An 18321-nucleotide genomic window follows, 5' to 3' on the forward strand; every position below is an offset into this window, starting at 1 on the left:
TCCCATCGCTTCAAATGAGTTTGCACTGCTGGACGCCACCGCGTGCGGCGCCGGCTTCTCATATAGGCTGAAAAAATTGTCATCCCTTTGTCATCAACGTGTCTGTGAAAAATCGCCCAGTTCGTCAGCAATAAATTGGCGCTGGTCTCCAGCTCGTTAGGAAGCCCTTGAAATGGAGAACCAGACATCATGAATGCAAGCTCTTCCTCATATCGCTCTAACGCAAACGAAAACACATCTTCCATACATTTGGCCACTTCACGGTCAATTAGAGACTCTATCGGTACTGCTTCTTTCTTCCCACAACAATGCTTGTACGTTTTCCCACTGCCGCATGGACAAAGATTGTTTCGCGATGCCTTCGCCATATAGCTACCTACTTTCTTTGTATCATAGTCATTGAACGTTCTCCCCATCTACGCTAACGCTCGGGCCAGCCAAACACTTTGGGGAGACATTAACGATCAACGTGTGATGGAACTGCTTTCAGCAATACATATCGCAAGCACTTTGGGACTTCCGCCGCTCATGTCGAGAACATCGATTCGCATTCCATTTTTTATGCCTAACCAAAATCCTGGTTCTTCACCAAAAGGTGCCCTTGACTATTTCAAAACATGTCATCGTTCCTTCTCCAAGGAGAAATCAGCCAATCCATGATTTTCATGCCGGTTGACACTCCGCACTCCTAAAGGCGTGGGATTCTTGGATCGTTCGCGTCCTCATCCGTTTCTGGGTAAAACGAGAAAAACCCTGCTTATCAAGCACACGTTGTGGTGATGGACCAAAATCCTAAGAATATGACTGGCTCTTACCATTGGTCTTGCCTGCATAATGGAGAATCATAGAGGCCGAGCCGAGAGAAAAAAGCGCCCCGTCATTCGTCGGGACGCCTACGGACGGCGAATCAAACGGGACAACGAGGCAAGCATGCGCTCTTGAAGCGCAGCCCGTTCTTTCTCCACCTTGTCCGGCCACTCTTTCAGCGCCTGAAGCCACGGCTCCAAGTACGGAGAGAAAGAGGGCGGGTACACGCGGGCAAGATCGCTCATCTTGCCGTTGCGATCCACCACGGCGACGATATACATCCCCTGCAAAAGATGCGGCTCTGCTCGCTCCGGAACGTCCCATGTCACCGTTCGGTTATGGACAAGCCAATCAAGCACCGCCTTCCCCCGTTCCACACGCTTGACGCGGAAAAAGGAGAAATCGACAGAAAGGGGAATAGGCAAGCCAAACAAATGAGCAAGCTGCCAAGCCATCAGTTCCTCATTCGCCTTTCCTCTCTCGCCCCCCCATTCATCCAGCAAAGCGAAGCAATGTTCCAATTCGCTTCTAACATCTTCCAACACGGTGCAAACGACGGTTCGATGCTTCGTTCTATAACGGCGGTCCAGCCAATCGGCCAACTCAAGCAGCATATCGAGCGCTTGGCTCACCGCTTCCCATGGAAGCGAACTCCATCTTGCAGGGATTTGCTCGACGATGCATTGCTTCCAGTCTTCTTCTCCTACGTCCTCCCACGATGAAAACAGCCGCCCGGCCATATATTCACACATGAGCAAAACAACGACCAAACACGCCTCTTTGACTTCTTTTTCTCCGCTCACGACCACTTCGTTATAAAACGCCAATACGTCATCGGTGAAAAACATCCCGTCCCATTCCGTGCGGATCAACAATGTCTCGGTTCTTTCCGGACCAATCCACTTCATTTTCCATAAGTCCGAAAGACGATGTGATGTGCCAAACGGAGATGGGGGCAATCCATAACGGGAGCGAATGTGATTCACTCCGATGAGCACCGGCAAATTTGCCCGTTCTTGCATGTTAAACAAATGGAATTCATACTCTTTCAGCCACTCATCCACTTCCTGCACACGCCCCTCGCGCGCCATTTCGTGAGGGGTTTTTCCATTCCATTTCTCAAGCGGAGTGTGAAGGGCTTTTTCCATTTGAACATCCAATCCGGCCAGCGTCCCCATCCAAGGGGGAGAGTCTGGATCTGAATCAATATGAAACGAAACGTTTTCTATCCCTTTGCGGCGCAAAATGGCTTCTGTCCGCCGTTTTCGTTCTTTTGGGGAATACCCAAACGCCTGCAGCAGCGACACGAGCTGTTCGGCCGTCCCTTCCTCCTCGGTAGACAACACTAGACGCGACCGATGAGCGGATAATGACCCGCCTAATTCAAACACATGAATCGGCTTGGGGGAAATCACTCCGACATAATGGTACACATTGGTGCACCATGAACCTTCCACTTTCTCCCCATCGTCATGATCAATCTGAGCCCGTCCGATCGAAGCGAGCTTCCTCATTGCCTCAGCGGCTTCCTTACATTCGTATTCATACGTCCACCGCGTTCGCTCCTCTTGCACATCGTCCGCTCTCGGAGGATAGCCTGCATCGACGATATCGAGAAAATGTTCAACGGCTACCTTGTCATACGGCCAATCGGTTTGCGTCAACAAGGCGCGAATGTTCTCTTCCGCCCGTTCCACGCCCTTCGGATCAACAATCGATGATACACCGCAAACATAATAGCCGCCGTCAAATGGCTCCAAAAAGGCAAACATGCCGCCCCATGGGCGCACAACCTTCAATGTCTCGCAATACGGCATGAGAAGTTTCTCACCCGTCAGCCGGTCGACCGCCACTCCTCCTTCATCATGCAAATCGACAAATTGCACAAGGCGCGGCACAAGCCGAACCCAGCGGTCCAACATTTCTTTGAGCTCCGGAGACAGACGGCGCCCTTTTTCCTGTTGAAACCATTCAACGCCGCGCAATCCATTCGGATAACGATGGAGGAAAAAACGCCAAAGCGTCTCAAACACCTTCAACTCTTCACGATGATCCTTTTGTTCGATCATTTGGCGAAATATACGGTTGACCGCTTCGCGTTCATCATAAGACAGCGCTTCATCCAAAAACCGCTGCACCATTTGCGACAGCTCATATTTTTGGTCAAAAAAGCGGCGCTGCCGCACCCGCTTGATTTCATGCTCCTGCTGTTTGTTCATGCAACACTTCTTATACTTTTTCCCGCTTCCGCACGGGCACGGGTCATTCCGGCCGATTGCCATGCAAGATCCTCCCTTCTAATCTTTCCTTTTCAAAACGTCGACCAAGATGTTAAAAAACTGGCGGAATCGCGCACAAAGCCGTTTTTTCCCAAGCCTTCATGGATTCGGCCAAAACGATCGTTCTCCGCCGCCTTTTTCGGAGTTTCACCAATGGAGCGCATCCCATTCCCTGTTTTTGCTTATAGAGGGCTTGGGTTGAGCCCAATGATGTTTGAATGACAGAGCCCTTGTGGAACCGGCTTTCCTTTCTGACGAAATGCCGCTGACTTGCGCGCAGCGCCCGTTTTTCTGCCAGCTTCTAGATGAATCGCGTGACGTACTGAGATCGGCCAAGGAAGATGTTGCCGTTTTTCCGCCAGCTTTTAGATGAACCCCCGATCGGTGAAGATCTCCCACGCTACATCGCGGAGTTCTTTACGCAATTCTTTTTCATTCACTTCCTCAAGCAGGCCTTCATTCCTCCACGAACGGATGGCGCGGTCAATATGACGGTTGACTCGCTTCTCGTCCCATCCTTCACGCATCAACATCAGATCGATGTCATCGATCCATTCATTGATGCGCGCATCAAGCTCATCCCCTTCCTCTTCGAACCAGTCTTCCTCCCAGTCATCGAGCCATTCCTCGTCGTCTTCATCATCAACAGCCATCAGGAAAAAATCCAACGCCGCCGATCGCACATCTTCTGGCATCACGTCATACCGATCGGCGATGTCTTCCACCTCCGATCCTTCCGCCTTCATCAAATGCCCAGCCACATAGCGGAGCGCCGCCGCGTAGACGGGAACCGAATAAGGGAGGCGGGATGTTTTTCCGCAATAGATCGCCCATATGGCGAACGCTTGATTGAGCAGCGCCGCTGGCGCCTCCGGCTCGTTTTCATCGAGCTCGCGAATGACGGCCGCTTGTTTCGGATCATCCCATTTGAACTGTTTGGCGAACTGCCAAAGCCACTCCAAGAGCACATCGGAAAGCACAGCGACGAACCGATCGCGCATCCATAAAGCCGATGGCTGACCGCTCCACTCCCCTTCTTGTTGAATCGCCCGAAGCAATCGATCTTTCCCTGACGCCGGGAGCGGAAACACCGCTGTGAAACACGTGAACACGTCTTGGTACGGCACAAGGAAGCCGAACACCACATCTCCTTTTTCGATCACGCTCGGCCATTGATCGGAAGCCAATAAATGAACGATCTTTTCCTCTCCCGTCAACAAATCCCGGACAACGGGGCGATTTTCGTCATCATAGCCGATGAACTCGCCAAGCGACGGAACGGCTCCTTCCCACCTCTCGATGTGCGCTTGAACGGACGAGCGCCACCGCTCCCAATGACGGCTTTTCCGGTAAGCGGAAAAGATCGTTTGTCCTGTTTCATCAAGCGGCCAACAAAACAACATCCAGTTCACCGCCATGATCTGCACGCCAAGCTCGAGTTCCTCCGGCATCTCATCAAGCGGGAACTGGTCTAAAAGCTCCTCCGCCTCCCTCTCATACCGTTGCAAAACAAACTGACGCATATCATTCATGCATTCGATCAACTCGCGGTCAATCAATGACGAAATCGAAACCGCCTCTTTTTTTCCGCAACAATGCTTGTACTTTTTCCCGCTTCCGCACGGGCATAACGCGTTCCGCGGCGTTTCCGCCATATTCGATGCACCTGCTTTCTTTTCCATTTGGACTTTTCCTATTCCTATTATACCATCATCGATAGACGTTCAACCATCACCAGCTTTCTTTCTATCAAAACGCGTACACGTTCAAAAGCTCGCAATGTCCTTTCATGCCGGCTCGAGAACAGACGCGTTTTGTCACATTGCCCCTCTTTTTTCGACACGCTGTAACATGCTATAATTAGATGATAAGGAATGGAACGGAAAGGACGGACCGACATGTTGCAAACTACCGTTTCCAAGCCGCTTTTGCAACAGGCGGCTGGGGAATTGCTGAAAGAATTGCCGTTTCCCATTTTCCACAATCTCATTCAAAAAGGGCGCGACTTGTCAAGAAACGGGTTGGTCTATAACGTGATGGTCATCAACAGCCATGAAGTGGAAGGGGTCGTGTCCGACAAAACTCCTCATGACGTCATGGTTGATTTGTCCAACGTCACCCGCCGCCATCGCTGCCCGTGCGGGACGGAAGGGCTGTGTCCACACGTTTTGGCGCTGTTCTTTTATGTATACGGCAACGTGTTCGACGTTGGGGAGCTGTTCCGTCTTTGGAAAAAAGGGCAAATCGGCGCGTTGCGGAAAGAATCCGCTGTCCATGAACCAAAAACGCCTGCTCCAAAACGTGCGGGGAAAACGGCGGGCCTTTCGATCACAGCCAATGAAACGGTTGAAGATTGGCGGGGCCAGTTCGAGAAACAGTATGAAGACTTTTTCTCCCGCCATCAAAATGGCCAAAACTGGCCGTACCGTTTAGCCTTCCAGCTGCTCCCGAAACTTGGCAAAAACGAAGGAAAGCAAGCCGGCGCCCGTCCGCTGCGGGAGCTTCATGCCGCCCTCTTTTTGTTGGAAAAGCTTCGGCAGTACGGAGAGGCGCAAGGGTGGAATGACGTCGTATTCGCCTCTTACGGGCACTTTTCCTGGCAGCAGGACGTCAACTATGTCGCCGACCGCGCCTTTGACGCCTTGGAAAAATTGTCTGATCAATCGCTGCCGCGGTCGCTCAACGCGTTGATTGAACAGACGATTCCGTATGTTCGTGATGTATTGTTTTTGGACGGTGCGCTGTCATCATTCGGCTATGACTTTTACACAACCGCGTGGGAATCGCTGTTCACCAAGCCAACATGGCGGCAAGAGGAACGGGCCGAACTCCTTCGGCTCGCCAAAGCCCGAGACGACATCCGCGCCGCTATGGCGGCGGCTCATCTTTCCTTTTTGCTTGGCGAAGACGACGAAGCGATGGCGCTTTACCGCGCGTTCCCCGATCAGGCAGGCTTGTTTTTGGTGGAATGGATCGAGCGATTCATTCAAAACGGCCTCTTGAAACGGTTTGAAGCCGTTTGGGAAAAAGCAAAAGACGATTGGCCGCTTTATCTTTCGCATATACCCGCTCCCATCCGAAGCAGTTTTTTGGACGAAACGGCGCACTGGTTTGAAATGTACGCCCGCCAACGAAACCGCTCGGACGCATGGGAAGATTTTTTGCAGCGCAGTCTTCCATACAGCGTCAACTATTATACCAACTTTTTGTATCGGCAAGGGCGCTACCGAGAAGTCGTTGACCTGTTTTTATGGGCGAACATCACCGCCGATGAATTGCATCCACAGCTGCTTAAAACATTGCAAGCGCGCAATCCAGAACTCGTGATGCCGTTATATCACCGGGCCGTGATGAGGCGGCTGGAAGAAAAAAACAGGGCGAGCTACCAAAGGGCGGTCCGCCATTTGAAAATGCTGCGGACCCACTACCGTTCGATGAAGCGGATCGACCAATGGGAAGCCTATCTCGAACAACTGCTCGCCAAAACGGCGCGCATGCGCGCGTTTCATGAAGAATTGAAGAAAGGAAAATTGCTCTCATGAACGTGTTGCAGACGATTCGGCTTTCGTGCAAGTGGGACGAAGAAGATCAATGCTTCGAACTCTCAAGCTCCACGCCTGTCTCGTCATGGGCGTCGACTTTGTTCGCTTGGCACGAAGAGACGTTTTACGGCACCTTGCTCGATATCGACCATGACGGTGAAAACGGGATCGTGCGGCTGTCGCCGTGGCAAGCGCTCACCCTGTTCGCGTTGCGTCCGCACTCGCGCTTTTCCGCCATTGAATGGGCAGACGAGTTCACCGCCCGATTGGAAGAGTGGGCGAAACACATTTGGAACGGTTTGCGCGAACGCCGCTTCCTTCCAGATGCTTCCTTATGGAAAAACACAGGCGGCGCATGGAGCGAAGCGAAACGCACCCGCTGGCGCGGCGCGGATGACGATCCCGATCCGTTCGTCGCCACATGGCGGTCGCTGGCGATTGCCGACTGGCTCTCCCGCGATCCGGAGCTTCGCGGCATTTGGGGCGAAATCGTTCGCGCTTATTCATTGATCGCCTCTCCCAGCGGCCAATGGACCGGAACGGAAGACGATTGGCTCGAACAAATCGGCTGGCTCGGCGACCGGCCGCCGTTTACGGTCGGGCTTCGCCTCGTCGAGCCGCCCGAGGAAGGCGACGTATGGACGCTTGAAGCGGTGTTAATCGCCATCGACGACAGCGTCATCACACCTGCGAGCGACATTCCGCGCGCCTGGCGCCCGTATGAACCATCGATCCAGCGCGCCCTTCGCCGCATTTGCACGATCGTGCCGTGGCTTGGCAATGGGAGCGAGTCGTTGCTTCATGAACTGTCTGACGAACAAGCGTGGCGCTTTTTGTCCGAAGACAGCTTAAAGCTGACGGAAGCGGGTGTGCGCCTCTTGCTTCCCGACTGGTGGCACGACATCCGCCAGGCACAGCTGTCGATCAAAGCGAAACTGTCGCCTTCCGTCAACGCGGAATCATTATTCGGCCTTGAGCGCCTCGCTGATTTCGATTGGCGCGTCGCGACCAACGGGATTGAGCTGACGGAAGAGGAGTTTGCCGCTTTGGCGGAACAAAAGCGGCGCCTCATCCGCCTGCGCGGCCAATGGCTCATTCTCGATCCCGCCCTTGTCCGCCGCGCGCAGGCGCTCATGGAAAAGGCGAAAAAAGAAGGCGTACCAATCCACGACATCGTGGCGCAAACGCTGCTTTCAGAAGCAGAGGAGCACGAAGAGGCAGCGGACGAATCGATCCCGATCCACATCGATGTCCATGATCAATTCCGGGCGTTCATCCGCCAGCTCCAACAACTGGATGGATTGCCGAAAGCGAATGTGCCGCCGTCGTTTCGCGGCACGCTCCGCCCGTATCAGCAGCGCGGCGTCGACTGGCTCGTCTTTTTGCGTCGATTTGGCTTTGGCGCCTGCTTGGCCGATGACATGGGGCTTGGCAAAACGGTGCAACTGCTCGCCTATTTGACCTATGTAAAAGAAATGGAACGGCCGGACACGCCGGCCTTGCTCATCTGCCCGACCAGCGTGATCGGCAACTGGCAAAAGGAATGCGCCCGCTTCACCCCAGACTTGCGCGTCTACGTGCACCATGGACCGAACCGGGCGAAAAACGATGCGTTCGTGCAAACGGCAGGCGAGGCCGATCTCGTCATTACGTCTTACAACCTTGCTCATTTGGACCAAGACGATTTAAAACAGATTCATTGGCATGCGATTTGCCTTGATGAAGCGCAAAACATCAAAAATGCACAAACAAAACAAGCGCGCGCCATCCGCCGCTTGAGCGGAAAACATAAAATCGCCTTATCCGGCACGCCGGTTGAAAACCGTCTCGGCGAACTTTGGAGCATCTTCCACTTCCTCAACCCGGGCTACCTCGGCAGTGCGGCCGAGTTTGAACGCCGATTTGCCGGACCGATCGAAAAAGAAGGCGATGCCCGCAAAAAAGCGGCGCTGCAGACGCTCATCCGCCCATTTCTCTTGCGGCGGACGAAAACGGATGAAGCGGTTGCGCTCAACTTGCCGGATAAGCTTGAACAAAAAGAATATTGCCCGCTCACAGCCGAACAGGCTGCCTTGTACGAGCAACTCGTCAACGACACACTCGAACGGGCCAAGGAAGCCAGTCCGTTTGCGCGGCGCGGCTTGATTTTGCAAATGCTAAACGGTGTTAAGCAAATTTGCGACCATCCGGCGCTGTATTTGAAAGAACGCCGCCCCCGCCAGCTCGTCGAACGGTCGCACAAGCTCGAAAAGCTCATCGAACTGATCGAGCAAATTCGCGCCAACGACGAATCGTGCCTCATCTTCACGCAATACGTGCGAATGGGCGAGATGATCCAAGAGCTGCTTTCCGACTTGTTTGATGAGCGGGTGTTGTTTTTGCACGGAGGCGTCCCAAAACAAACGCGCGACCGGATGGTGGATGAGTTCCAAGCGAAAAAAGCGCCGATTTTCCTTTTGTCGCTCAAAGCGGGCGGAACTGGGCTCAACTTAACAGCCGCCAACCACGTCATCCATTTCGACCGCTGGTGGAACCCGGCTGTGGAAAACCAAGCGACCGACCGCGCCTACCGCATCGGACAGACGAAATTCGTCCACGTCCATAAATTGATCACCATCGGGACAATCGAAGAAAAAATCGACGAGATGCTCGAACAAAAACAAGCGCTCGCCGACATCATCACCGAAGGCGAGGCGTGGATCACCGAACTGTCCGATGACGAACTGCGAGACTTGCTCGCCTTATCGGCCGCCGCGAAAGGAGGCGCTTGAGCATGGCGGGAGAAAAACCGAAGCGCAAGAAAAAAACGGCGGAAAACCCATGGGAGAAATTGCTGAAGCGAATGGAAGAAAAGCTGAAAGAGCGGGAAAAGCGGCAAAAGCAACCGTAAAGGGACATCACGCGGGCGATGAACGTCGCCCCGATCCCGTTGGACACAGAAAAGATCCATGGGCAACCTTTGCCCTTCACCCAGGCATGAAAATGACCCATCAAGACGCGTGCATTTTCACGGAAACAGCGTGGGAAGAATCCCACGCTGTTCGCTTTCAAGCAGTCCTCTCGGCATCTTGTCAACGAAACAATTCGGCCATGTCGATTTCGAGCCCCGAAAAATACACGGAGCGAACCGTTCCCGTTTTCACTTGAACATCCGCCTGCTCATATAGCCGTTCCTCATTAAGCACATACACCGTCACAGCCTGCTTCATCGGATTGACAATCCAATATTCATGGACGCCGCACGCCATGTACAAATTGAACTTTGTGACAAGATCATGCGCCTGGTTCGAAGGACTTAAAATCTCGACGATCAGCGGCGGAACCCCAATGTACTTCGTTCCATCCAACCCTTTTTCGCCGCCAATGACCGTCAAATCGGGAACCACCACATTTCGTTCCTTTGTTTGCTCGTCGATCAGCTCCACATCAAGCGGCGCCGCCAACACATAGTACGGCTTTCCTCGAAAAAACAAACTGAACTGAAAATGAAGTCGACTCGAGATGAGCTGATGCCGAACGCTTGGGGACGGGGTCATATACACGGCCCCATCAATATACTCTAAACGATCATCGCTTTGTTCGCGCAGGACCCAATAGCGCTCATACGACACACCAGAAGCAAGCGGCAAAGACAACGAAGGCCCCTCCCCATTCCTTTTTTCTCAGTATACCGGATGGCTTCGGAAGGGGCAATGGGAGAAGGAAAATGGTCTTCCCTAGAGGGCTGGTGAAAAACGGCTGTCACGAGCAAATCAGCGGCATTTCGCCAAAAAAGAAGGCTGATTTCGCAAGGTTTTTCTAATTCGGAAATATCTGGAACTAGCAGCATTTTGTACTAAATCACCAGCCTCCTAGAAGGTTGGTGAAAAACAACTATTTTCGCCAAATTGATGGTCTCCGAGTGAAGAGAAAACAGCATTTATGAGGTTTCTCAATTTGAGAAATCGTTTTGTTGAGCCGCGTTCCTGTTACATCACCCGCCTTCTAGGAGAGCAACGTGACTCCAATTGCCGGCGGCTATTCTTGTCTATCCTGCGAACAAGTCACGTTTATGTCAAACCGAAGCCCTTCGCACAAGGCAAGAAACATGGCCGGCCAAATGTGAAAAAGGACCGGCCGCCAACCTTCCTCATCAAGAGAAGGTCTGTCGCACCGATCCTTTCGCTAAACGGAAGCATACATCCGATCGAGCTCTTGCGCTTCGTATTTCGCAAACGGGTCGATGAGCGAAATTTTTTGCGCTTCGGCATCGCCAACGCCCGCGTACAGCTCGGCGGTGCCGTCGCCTTTGCGGATGAGTCCGCCGCTGAAAACGACGTTCGCCAAATCCGGCCGTTTCGCCGGCCCGTCTAAAAAGTGGGAGCGAAGCGCAAGCAATTCCAGCTCCGAACGCTCCATCGTCTCGGGATTCAACACGAACACCATCGGGTAGTAATGGCGGTTGCCTTGCTCATCAAAGCAAGCGATATGGCCGAGCGCCCCAACAAGCCCGTTTGAAAGCAAATGCGCCTCATTCACGCCGCCCCATTCTTCATCCGTAAATTGGGCATCCAAAATCGGCGCTGCCTCGATCACGTCCGGCGTCAACTCATCGAGCGAGAAAATGCGGGTGAAACCGATTTTCCCGCGGCCGCCTTTTTCCCCTTGTGGTCGGGTAAACACGCCGATCGAGCCATCTTTCAACTCGACGAGGCGAATGTCTTTCATCCCATCCGGCCCTTCGGCGAACTTTTCCAAGCGGCGAATGTTCGGTCCGCGGTAAAAGACCGTCCGCCAGCTATGCTCGCCAACAAACACCGGATGCGGAAACGTCTCCACGCCGCCAAACACAAGCTGACCGTGAATGCGCGACACGAACGGGTCTTGCAAGGCGAACACTGGCGCCCCTTCACGAGGAATCCAAACGCCGTCGCGCTCGATGAAAAAGTACACTTCCGACTGCTCGCTGTCGCGCGACTCGACGCGCCCAGCGATCACCCATTCTCCTTCATCCAAAAACGGTGCGGAAATATTATAAACGTCTCGATCCCCGACACCCGCAAAGCGGAGTTTTTCCGGCTCAAACGGCTGTGGGGCCAGGCGGAATTCATCGACTAATACTTGACATGTCTTTAATGTTGGCAATTGGAATAACATGATCATCCCTCCAGGCGTTGCCAAAAACGCCGTATGCATCGCTTTTGGCCATTTTCCCTGAACAGGTTCGAACAGGAAACGATCTCCAACTTCCTTTCATGCCAGTCCAATCAATCGGACATGGATGGCTGCGCCACCTCCTAGGCTAGGCAAGGAAGTCAATGAAACTGGTTTGTATGTTATATTATAATATGATATGAGGGATTGTGAAACACGTTATTCTTTGCCAAAAAAAGAAAGGCCAAGCGTCTGTCAAGGCCCTTTTTTTCTTATTTTTATTTAATATGAATCAACCATTCGGATAAATGACTCGTCGATATCAACGACCACAAATTCCACATCCTCAACCGGCGCGAGCACCTCGCGAAATAACCTAGCCACTCTCGCTTTGTCAAGCCGGCCGACTCCGGTCCCCAACGCCGGCAGCGCCACCTTCTTGATCCCGTGTTCCCGACAGTGCGCGACAAGCCGCTCAAGACACGACCGGACGATCTCATACGACGTCGCCCCTGCTGGCTGCTTCATCGTCACAAGATGAATCACACCCCGAAACGGCAGCGAGCCTGCCCCTGTCACGTACAAATCGCCCGGCTGTGGATCTTGCGCTTGACAGACGCGGATCGCTTCCTCTTCAATCACGCGCCCGCCTGCCCGACGGATCGCCGCTGCCACCCCGCCGCCCATCGGTCCAATGCCGTTGGCGGCATTGCAAATGTACTCGACCCCTTCAACCTTCGTCAAATCGCCGACCATCGCAGAAATCATCGTTCATCCCTCCTTGCTTCGCCTCTCGGCTATTTTGCGCAAAAAATCACAAAGGACAACGACATGGTTATGTCATTCGTCTTTTGCCGCATACAACAGCGTCACCATTCCGGAAAGCGACAACAGCTCATCCACAAGCTCCCGCTTCGTTTCCTCTGTTTCCAACTCCCGCTCATACGCCCGCGCAAACTCGGCAAACCGCTCTGGCCGATGGCCAAACCATTGCCGCAGCGCTGGACTCGGGGCAATCTCTTTCATCCAGCGGTCGATGCGCGCCTCGGCCTTTGACACCCCGCGCGGCCAAAGGCGGTCGACGAGAATGCGGGTGCCGTCATCCTGTCCGATTGGGGTATGAATCCGTTTTAGCCTGTAATGACCCATACCGGTCGCCTCTTTCCTGCCCTATACGTTTACCTCGTCCCACTTGGCTTTTACCACTAATGTCCCACCCGTTCTCCTCAACATTTTTTCCAGCTTCATCAAATAAGTCGATTTCAAAGCAGGCGTTCTCACACGGGTAGTCACGATTCTCCCTTCGAATCGATATCCAGGCAACCATTTCCCTAACTGTTCGATTGTTCGGGCGATCTGGTGTACAGCTTCCTCAAGGTCAGACCCTTTTAGTTCGATGAAAAATGCCCGCCCCCCTTCGATCACTAAAAATAAAAAGTCGCATTTTACCCCCTCTTTAATCAAACAACCGTCTACACGGTATAAAGCCACCCTCTTTTCCCTCTTATTGACGAAACGAACCCCTCTCCCGTTTTCCTCAACAACTGCTAATTTTCGACAGTCGCAATAGTGTAAACAACTTTCCCAACCTACAACCGCCATGTTTACTCCCCCGCTTCCTCCGCCTCCATGAGTTCATCAAGTACGCGGTTGATCGCAGATGATGCTTCATCGATCGCTTCGGCCTGTATGAACTGTAATTCATTATCAATAATGCTTCGATAGCGGAATCTCCCTCCTTCACTCTCCAGCATGTAGGCCTTTACCCGCTCTGGAGAAAGGCGCAGCTTTCGGTCCACAATTGGATGCGCACGTTGATCCAGTTTGTTTCCGATTTTGGCAGCGTACAAATAAATATTAAAAGCAGACAAAATGTACGGGCTATGAGTCGTAATCACTAGCGTACTATTCGTCACATTTAGCAACAACGCAAATAAGGCAACCATTTCTTTTTGTGCGTTCGGATATAAGTGTGCCTCGGGTTCTTCAATCACCATAAACACTCGCTGCCGTTCCAGAATGATTGTAAATATCAGCAGCAAAATCCAAACGACTTCCTGTTGTCCAGAAGATGAAAATTTCAGTTTTGTATACTCTCTTTCATTAAAAAAAATCCTTTCCCCATAATCAGAGAACATGTATTTCCCTTTCATCACGCCTTCGATCATCTTGATGGCCAGTCGGATTGCCTCAAAGTCAATTTTTTCTGTCGAGAATTTTTTTCGATCTTCGATGATTTCCTCAAACGAATGCGAAAACATCTTCTTTAGCAGATTAATTCGCTCGATAAACTGTTCTGTCAACACATCGAGTTGCTGCGGGTTAATATCCTGAAGCTGATCCGACAATGTGGCAACTAAACTCCTCCCTGCAGGGATAAAAATGGGTGTTTTGGAATCGCCGAATACCTCAGCGATCGCTGCTTTGACCTTTTCCAACACATTTTGCTGCCGCACTTTCCACGAGGAGACATTCCAAAAATCATCCAACTGTTGTTCTTCGTATTGCATTTCCTTTTTCATCTGCACAACATGTTTAAAATTTTCCTGAATCTCCCGTTTTAGCGGATCGCTGAAATGGATTTGTACATAACCGTCCTTTAAATCAAGACGGACAAACTTTTCAACATCATACTCATAACGAATATGAAACGGTTTCATATGTTTGGTTGTGCCAAAGTACCCAACAAATTTTCTCCGAAGACGTTTATTGAACTCAAAAAATGGGTTGTTTTCTTCCGTTTGACGTACTGAAAGCAAATAGTTTACCCATTCATCAGGAATCGATTGAAAGAAAAAAATCAATTTGCTGATCGTACTTTTTCCGCTCGCTTGGGGGCCAATCAAAACGGTAACATCCGTGATCTCCTCATCAAACAGCTTCACAGGACCAAAATGTTCAATCCGTATGCGCGCCACATCCTACCCTCCTTTTTTGTCTCCATCCTCTGAAAAACGACTAACAGTCATTAAGAGCATTTCAACACGAACGACTTATTTTTGATTAGCTGCTCTTCGATCCCTTCGCCTCTGCCACCACCCGCTCCAAAAACGAAAGCAAGTCATCCCGCAGCTCCTCGTTTTGCAGGGCAAACTCAATCGTCGTTTCGATAAAGCCGAGCTTTTCGCCGACATCGTACCGCTTTCCTTCAAATTCATAGGCAAACACGCGCTGAATTTCATTCAACCGCCCGATCGCATCGGTGAGCTGAATCTCCCCGCCCGCGCCGGCTTCCTGTTTCTCTAAAAACAAGAAAATTTCCGGCGTCAACACGTAGCGGCCGACGATCGCCAAGTTCGACGGCGCTGTGCCCGGAGCTGGTTTTTCCACGAAGCGGCGCACTTGGTAGCGCCGGCCTTGCTGCTCGAGCGGGTCGATGATCCCGTAGCGATGCGTTTCTTCCTCCGGCACGCGCTTGACACCGATCACTGAGCTGAACGTTTGTTCATACTGCTCAATGAGCTGCTTTAAACAAGGCTTTTCCGACTGGACGATATCATCGCCCAACAACACCGCAAACGGCTCGTCTCCAATGAAATTGCGCGCGCACCAAACCGCATGCCCCAGCCCTTTCGGCTCTTTTTGGCGAATGTAGTGGATGTCAACCTTCGACGGCTCTTTCACTTTCTCAAGCAGATCCAGCTTCCCTTTTTGCTTGAGCATCTGTTCCAGCTCAAACGCGTAGTCAAAATGATCCTCAATCGCCCGCTTCCCTTTCCCGGTGACGATGATGATGTCTTCAATGCCCGAGGCGATGGCTTCTTCGACAATATATTGAATCGTCGGCTTATCAACGATCGGAAGCATCTCCTTCGGCATTGCCTTCGTCGCCGGCAAAAACCGCGTCCCAAGCCCGGCCGCCGGAATGATCGCTTTGCGCACTTTTTTCATCTCCGATGGTTCCTCCTCTATCCGATGATCATCTGTTCTTTCGAGTCATGGCCAGTGTCTTTCATTGCCCAGCCGCAAACCGCTCTGCCGACCTGACCGATGAATCGGCGTTGTTTTTATTATACCAAATCCTGTTGAACGGAAAAGAAACGAAACGACGCAATGAACGTTGAACGCCCTCCCACCTGCGCTCACGCTTCGAGATGGGAGATTCTTGGGAACACCCGCCCCACGGCAGGCTGTCAACCAAGCCATCCCCGCCCACTTCCGCTCACGCGTGGAAGTGGGGGTCTTCTCGGCGCGAGATGATAAAAGCATGGCTTTGTTGGCGGCTTAGAAGGCTGGTGAAAAACAACGGATTCGCTCGATTTGTGAGAAATCACAAGGAATGAAGTCATGGTGTTGCAAGGTTTTTCAATTTGAGAAACACTGTTGGAGAGCAGTATTTCCCCTTACATCACCGGCCTTTTAGGCAGCCAGCCTCGGAGCGCGCGGACGCCGCTTGAGGGAGTGGGCAAATTTCCCCGCATCAGCACAAAATGAGGGAAATATCCCATGCACCGTATGTTCGCGGCAAACCAAAAAAGAAACGCCCGGCCATCCAGGCGTTTCCGTTCTTACACCGCAACGTGCGGGCAACTTCGCTTTCATACTTTCACAAGCGAATCCAAAATCTCGTCCAGCTTCAGCTCGACGCACGCCATCGACGTATCGGCGGCGCCGTAATACATTTTCACAATATCACCGTCAACAAGCGCCCCGCATGAGAACACGACGCGGCCGAAAAAGCCGTTCACCTCATAGTCCGCTTCCGGCTCAACAAGCGGCCGCTCCGAGCGGGCGATAACTTTTGCCGGATCGTTCAAATCGAGCAGCACCGCCCCCATGCAATAGCGGTGGTCATCCGACGCACCGTGGTACAACTCGAGCCAGCCGTGCTCCGTTTTGATCGGCACCGCCCCGCCGCCGATGCGGGCGCTGTCCCACTTTCCTTCACGCAGACCGAACAAAAAGCGGTGATTCCCCCAATGAAGCAGATTCTCCGACTCAGCGATCCACACCTCGGGGCGGCCGTTGCTTCGCGGCACTGGGCGATGGAGAGCGTAATATTTGCCGTTGATCTTCTCCGGAAAAATGAGCACATCTTTGTTTTCCGGAGCGAAAATCATGCCGTGGTGCGTCACCGTCCGGAAATCCGTTGTTGACACCATCGCCTCGCCAACTCCTTTTGGTGAGACGGCGCTGAAATAAATGTAATACGTGCCGTCAATGTACGTAATGCGCGGATCTTCAATACCGAATGTCTCGAGCTCATTCGATGGATAGACGAACGGGCGGTCGTCGATCGTAAACCGCCGCCCGTCTTGACTCCGGGCGAGGCGCAAATAGGAGAGCGACGTCAAATACAAAAACCGCTCCGCCCCCGCCTCTTTGATCACCCGAGGATCGGAAAAATCATAGCGCGGATCGTCTTTGCGAAATTCGTAAACATCGACCTTCCCCGTCTCTCGATTCCATACCGGTGCTTTCACGATATTCGGGTCATCCGACACCGGCCGCTCCGCCACCCGAAGAAGCAGCAGCACTTCCCCTTGAAACCTCGCCACCCCAGCGTTAAACGCCCCGATGACTTCAAACCCGTCGTGGTGCGGCGGCACATCTTCCGGCGTAATGAGCGGGTTTTCTTCGTAGCGGTAAATGTGCATCGTCACCCCTGCCTTTCGTATTTCGTAAATGGATCAACGATTGTTAGTTTTTGCGCTTCTGCGTCACTTGTTCCAGCGTAAAAATCGGCCGTGCCGTCCCCTTTGCGAATCAGTCCGCCGCTAAACACGACATCCGCCAAATCCGGACGCTTCGCTGGGCCATCGAGGAAATGGGCTCTTGTGGCGATCAACTCCATGTCCGACGCTTCCCCCGTATCCGGATTGAACGCAAACACCATCGGATAATAATGACGGTTCCGCTCCTGATCGAAACAAGCGATATGGCCAAGGACGCCGACGAGCCCATTGCCAAGCAAATGCACTTCGTTGGCGCCGCCCCATTCTTCATCGGCAAATTGACCGTCAATCAATGGGGCATTCTCAATCGCCTCCACCGTCAACTCATCGAGCGCACCGATGCGGGTGAAGCCGATTTTTCCGCGTCCGCCTTTTTCCCCTTGCGGACGGGTGAAGACCCCAACCGACCCATCCCGCAGCTCAACAAGACGAATGTCTTTCATCCCGTCGGGACCGGTGAAAAAATGCGCCAATTCATTGATCGTTTTTCCGCGGTAAAACACCGTCCGCCAATACAACTTCCCGTGAAGCACGGGATGCGGAAACGTCTCCACGCCGCCAAACACGAGATGCCCGTGCACCCGCGAAACAAACGGATCCTGCAAAGCAAACACCGGCGCCCCTTCCCGCGGCACCCATGTCCCTTCACGCTCGACGAAAAAGTATACTTCTGATTGCTCGCTGTCTCTTGCCTCCACCCGTCCGGCAATGACCCACTCGCCATCGTCTTCAAACGGCGCGGAAATGTTGTACACATCCCGCCCCCCAACGCCGGCAAACACGAGCTTCTCCACCCGAAGCGGCTGAGGAGCACGCTGAAATTCCTCAAGCAATGTCTGGCATGTTTTCCTTGTCAGCGTCCTTGTCTGCATAACGTCTCTCCCT

Annotated in this window: 13 protein-coding genes and 1 pseudogene; 2 read left to right on the forward strand and 12 right to left on the reverse strand. The window is 52.6% G+C overall.

The genetic code is table 11. The features are described from left to right. The 3 genes from BRO54_RS09905 to BRO54_RS09925 all read right to left on the reverse strand — a co-directional run. Positions 1–368 (reverse strand): SEC-C metal-binding domain-containing protein (locus BRO54_RS09905; protein ID WP_193408809.1); only part of this gene is annotated, 368 nt, incomplete at its 3' end. Positions 369–893: 525 nt separating this feature from the next. Beyond that, positions 894–3089, reverse strand: a complete 2196-nt coding sequence (locus BRO54_RS09920) for a YecA family protein (protein ID WP_033026521.1) — start codon at positions 3087–3089, stop codon at positions 894–896. Positions 3090–3451: 362 nt separating this feature from the next. After that, positions 3452–4768 carry an SEC-C domain-containing protein gene (locus BRO54_RS09925; RefSeq protein WP_079936265.1) on the reverse strand — a complete coding sequence of 439 codons (1317 nt, stop codon included), beginning with the start codon at positions 4766–4768 and terminating at the stop codon, positions 3452–3454. Positions 4769–4984: 216 nt separating this feature from the next. Between BRO54_RS09925 and BRO54_RS09930 the strand changes: the two genes are divergently transcribed. Further along, positions 4985–6628: a hypothetical protein gene (locus BRO54_RS09930; protein ID WP_074043839.1), complete on the forward strand. Its 1644-nt coding sequence runs from the start codon at positions 4985–4987 to the stop codon at positions 6626–6628. Continuing rightward, positions 6625–9399, forward strand: coding sequence for a DEAD/DEAH box helicase (locus BRO54_RS09935; RefSeq protein WP_074043840.1), 2775 nt, complete (start codon positions 6625–6627; stop codon positions 9397–9399). Before BRO54_RS09930 ends, BRO54_RS09935 begins: the two co-directional genes overlap by 4 nt. A gap of 300 nt (positions 9400–9699) precedes the next feature. Here BRO54_RS09935 and BRO54_RS09940 read toward each other — a convergent pair whose 3' ends face one another. The 9 genes and pseudogenes from BRO54_RS09940 to BRO54_RS09985 all read right to left on the reverse strand — a co-directional run bounded on the left by BRO54_RS09940 (position 9700) and on the right by BRO54_RS09985 (position 18308). Next, on the reverse strand, positions 9700–10263 hold the full coding sequence (locus BRO54_RS09940) for a Uma2 family endonuclease (protein WP_074043841.1): 564 nt from the start codon (positions 10261–10263) through the stop codon (positions 9700–9702). 529 nt (positions 10264–10792) lie between these two features. After that, complete coding sequence (locus BRO54_RS09945; RefSeq protein ID WP_074043868.1) at positions 10793–11764, reverse strand: MTP-1 family protein; 972 nt, start codon at positions 11762–11764, stop codon at positions 10793–10795. Between the two features lie 279 nt (positions 11765–12043). After that, positions 12044–12529 carry a macro domain-containing protein gene (locus BRO54_RS09950; RefSeq protein WP_074043842.1) on the reverse strand — a complete coding sequence of 162 codons (486 nt, stop codon included), beginning with the start codon at positions 12527–12529 and terminating at the stop codon, positions 12044–12046. Between the two features lie 75 nt (positions 12530–12604). Then, a pseudogene (locus BRO54_RS09955) lies at positions 12605–12910 on the reverse strand (DUF488 domain-containing protein); the annotation flags it as partial. 21 nt (positions 12911–12931) lie between these two features. Continuing rightward, on the reverse strand, positions 12932–13363 hold the full coding sequence (locus BRO54_RS09960; RefSeq protein ID WP_074043844.1) for a hypothetical protein: 432 nt from the start codon (positions 13361–13363) through the stop codon (positions 12932–12934). A 2-nt stretch (positions 13364–13365) separates the two neighbouring features. Beyond that, positions 13366–14679: an AAA family ATPase gene (locus BRO54_RS09965; protein WP_013524765.1), complete on the reverse strand. Its 1314-nt coding sequence runs from the start codon at positions 14677–14679 to the stop codon at positions 13366–13368. A gap of 85 nt (positions 14680–14764) precedes the next feature. Continuing rightward, positions 14765–15652 carry a UTP--glucose-1-phosphate uridylyltransferase GalU gene (gene galU, locus BRO54_RS09970; RefSeq protein WP_074043845.1) on the reverse strand — a complete coding sequence of 296 codons (888 nt, stop codon included), beginning with the start codon at positions 15650–15652 and terminating at the stop codon, positions 14765–14767. A 647-nt stretch (positions 15653–16299) separates the two neighbouring features. Then, on the reverse strand, positions 16300–17358 hold the full coding sequence (locus tag BRO54_RS09980; RefSeq protein ID WP_074043847.1) for a BtaManbiosPhlase: 1059 nt from the start codon (positions 17356–17358) through the stop codon (positions 16300–16302). A 2-nt stretch (positions 17359–17360) separates the two neighbouring features. Further along, positions 17361–18308, reverse strand: a complete 948-nt coding sequence (locus tag BRO54_RS09985) for an MTP-1 family protein (RefSeq protein ID WP_074043848.1) — start codon at positions 18306–18308, stop codon at positions 17361–17363. Between the last annotated feature and the right edge of the window lie 13 nt (positions 18309–18321).

It is taken from the genome of Geobacillus proteiniphilus, assembly GCF_001908025.1.
In the GTDB taxonomy this organism is placed as follows: Bacteria; Bacillota; Bacilli; order Bacillales; family Anoxybacillaceae; genus Geobacillus; species Geobacillus proteiniphilus.

Coding starts and splice junctions, on each gene's coding strand:
- BRO54_RS09920 (WP_033026521.1), bottom strand. CDS start 3,089: ATGGCAATCGGCCGGAATGACCCGTGCCCGTGCGGAAGCGGGAAAAAG.
- BRO54_RS09925 (WP_079936265.1), bottom strand. CDS start 4,768: ATGGAAAAGAAAGCAGGTGCATCGAATATGGCGGAAACGCCGCGGAAC.
- BRO54_RS09930 (WP_074043839.1), top strand. CDS start 4,985: ATGTTGCAAACTACCGTTTCCAAGCCGCTTTTGCAACAGGCGGCTGGG.
- BRO54_RS09935 (WP_074043840.1), top strand. CDS start 6,625: ATGAACGTGTTGCAGACGATTCGGCTTTCGTGCAAGTGGGACGAAGAA.
- BRO54_RS09945 (WP_074043868.1), bottom strand. CDS start 11,764: ATGTTATTCCAATTGCCAACATTAAAGACATGTCAAGTATTAGTCGAT.
- BRO54_RS09950 (WP_074043842.1), bottom strand. CDS start 12,529: ATGATTTCTGCGATGGTCGGCGATTTGACGAAGGTTGAAGGGGTCGAG.
- BRO54_RS09960 (WP_074043844.1), bottom strand. CDS start 13,363: ATGGCGGTTGTAGGTTGGGAAAGTTGTTTACACTATTGCGACTGTCGA.
- galU (WP_074043845.1), bottom strand. CDS start 15,652: ATGAAAAAAGTGCGCAAAGCGATCATTCCGGCGGCCGGGCTTGGGACG.
- BRO54_RS09980 (WP_074043847.1), bottom strand. CDS start 17,358: ATGCACATTTACCGCTACGAAGAAAACCCGCTCATTACGCCGGAAGAT.
- BRO54_RS09985 (WP_074043848.1), bottom strand. CDS start 18,308: ATGCAGACAAGGACGCTGACAAGGAAAACATGCCAGACATTGCTTGAG.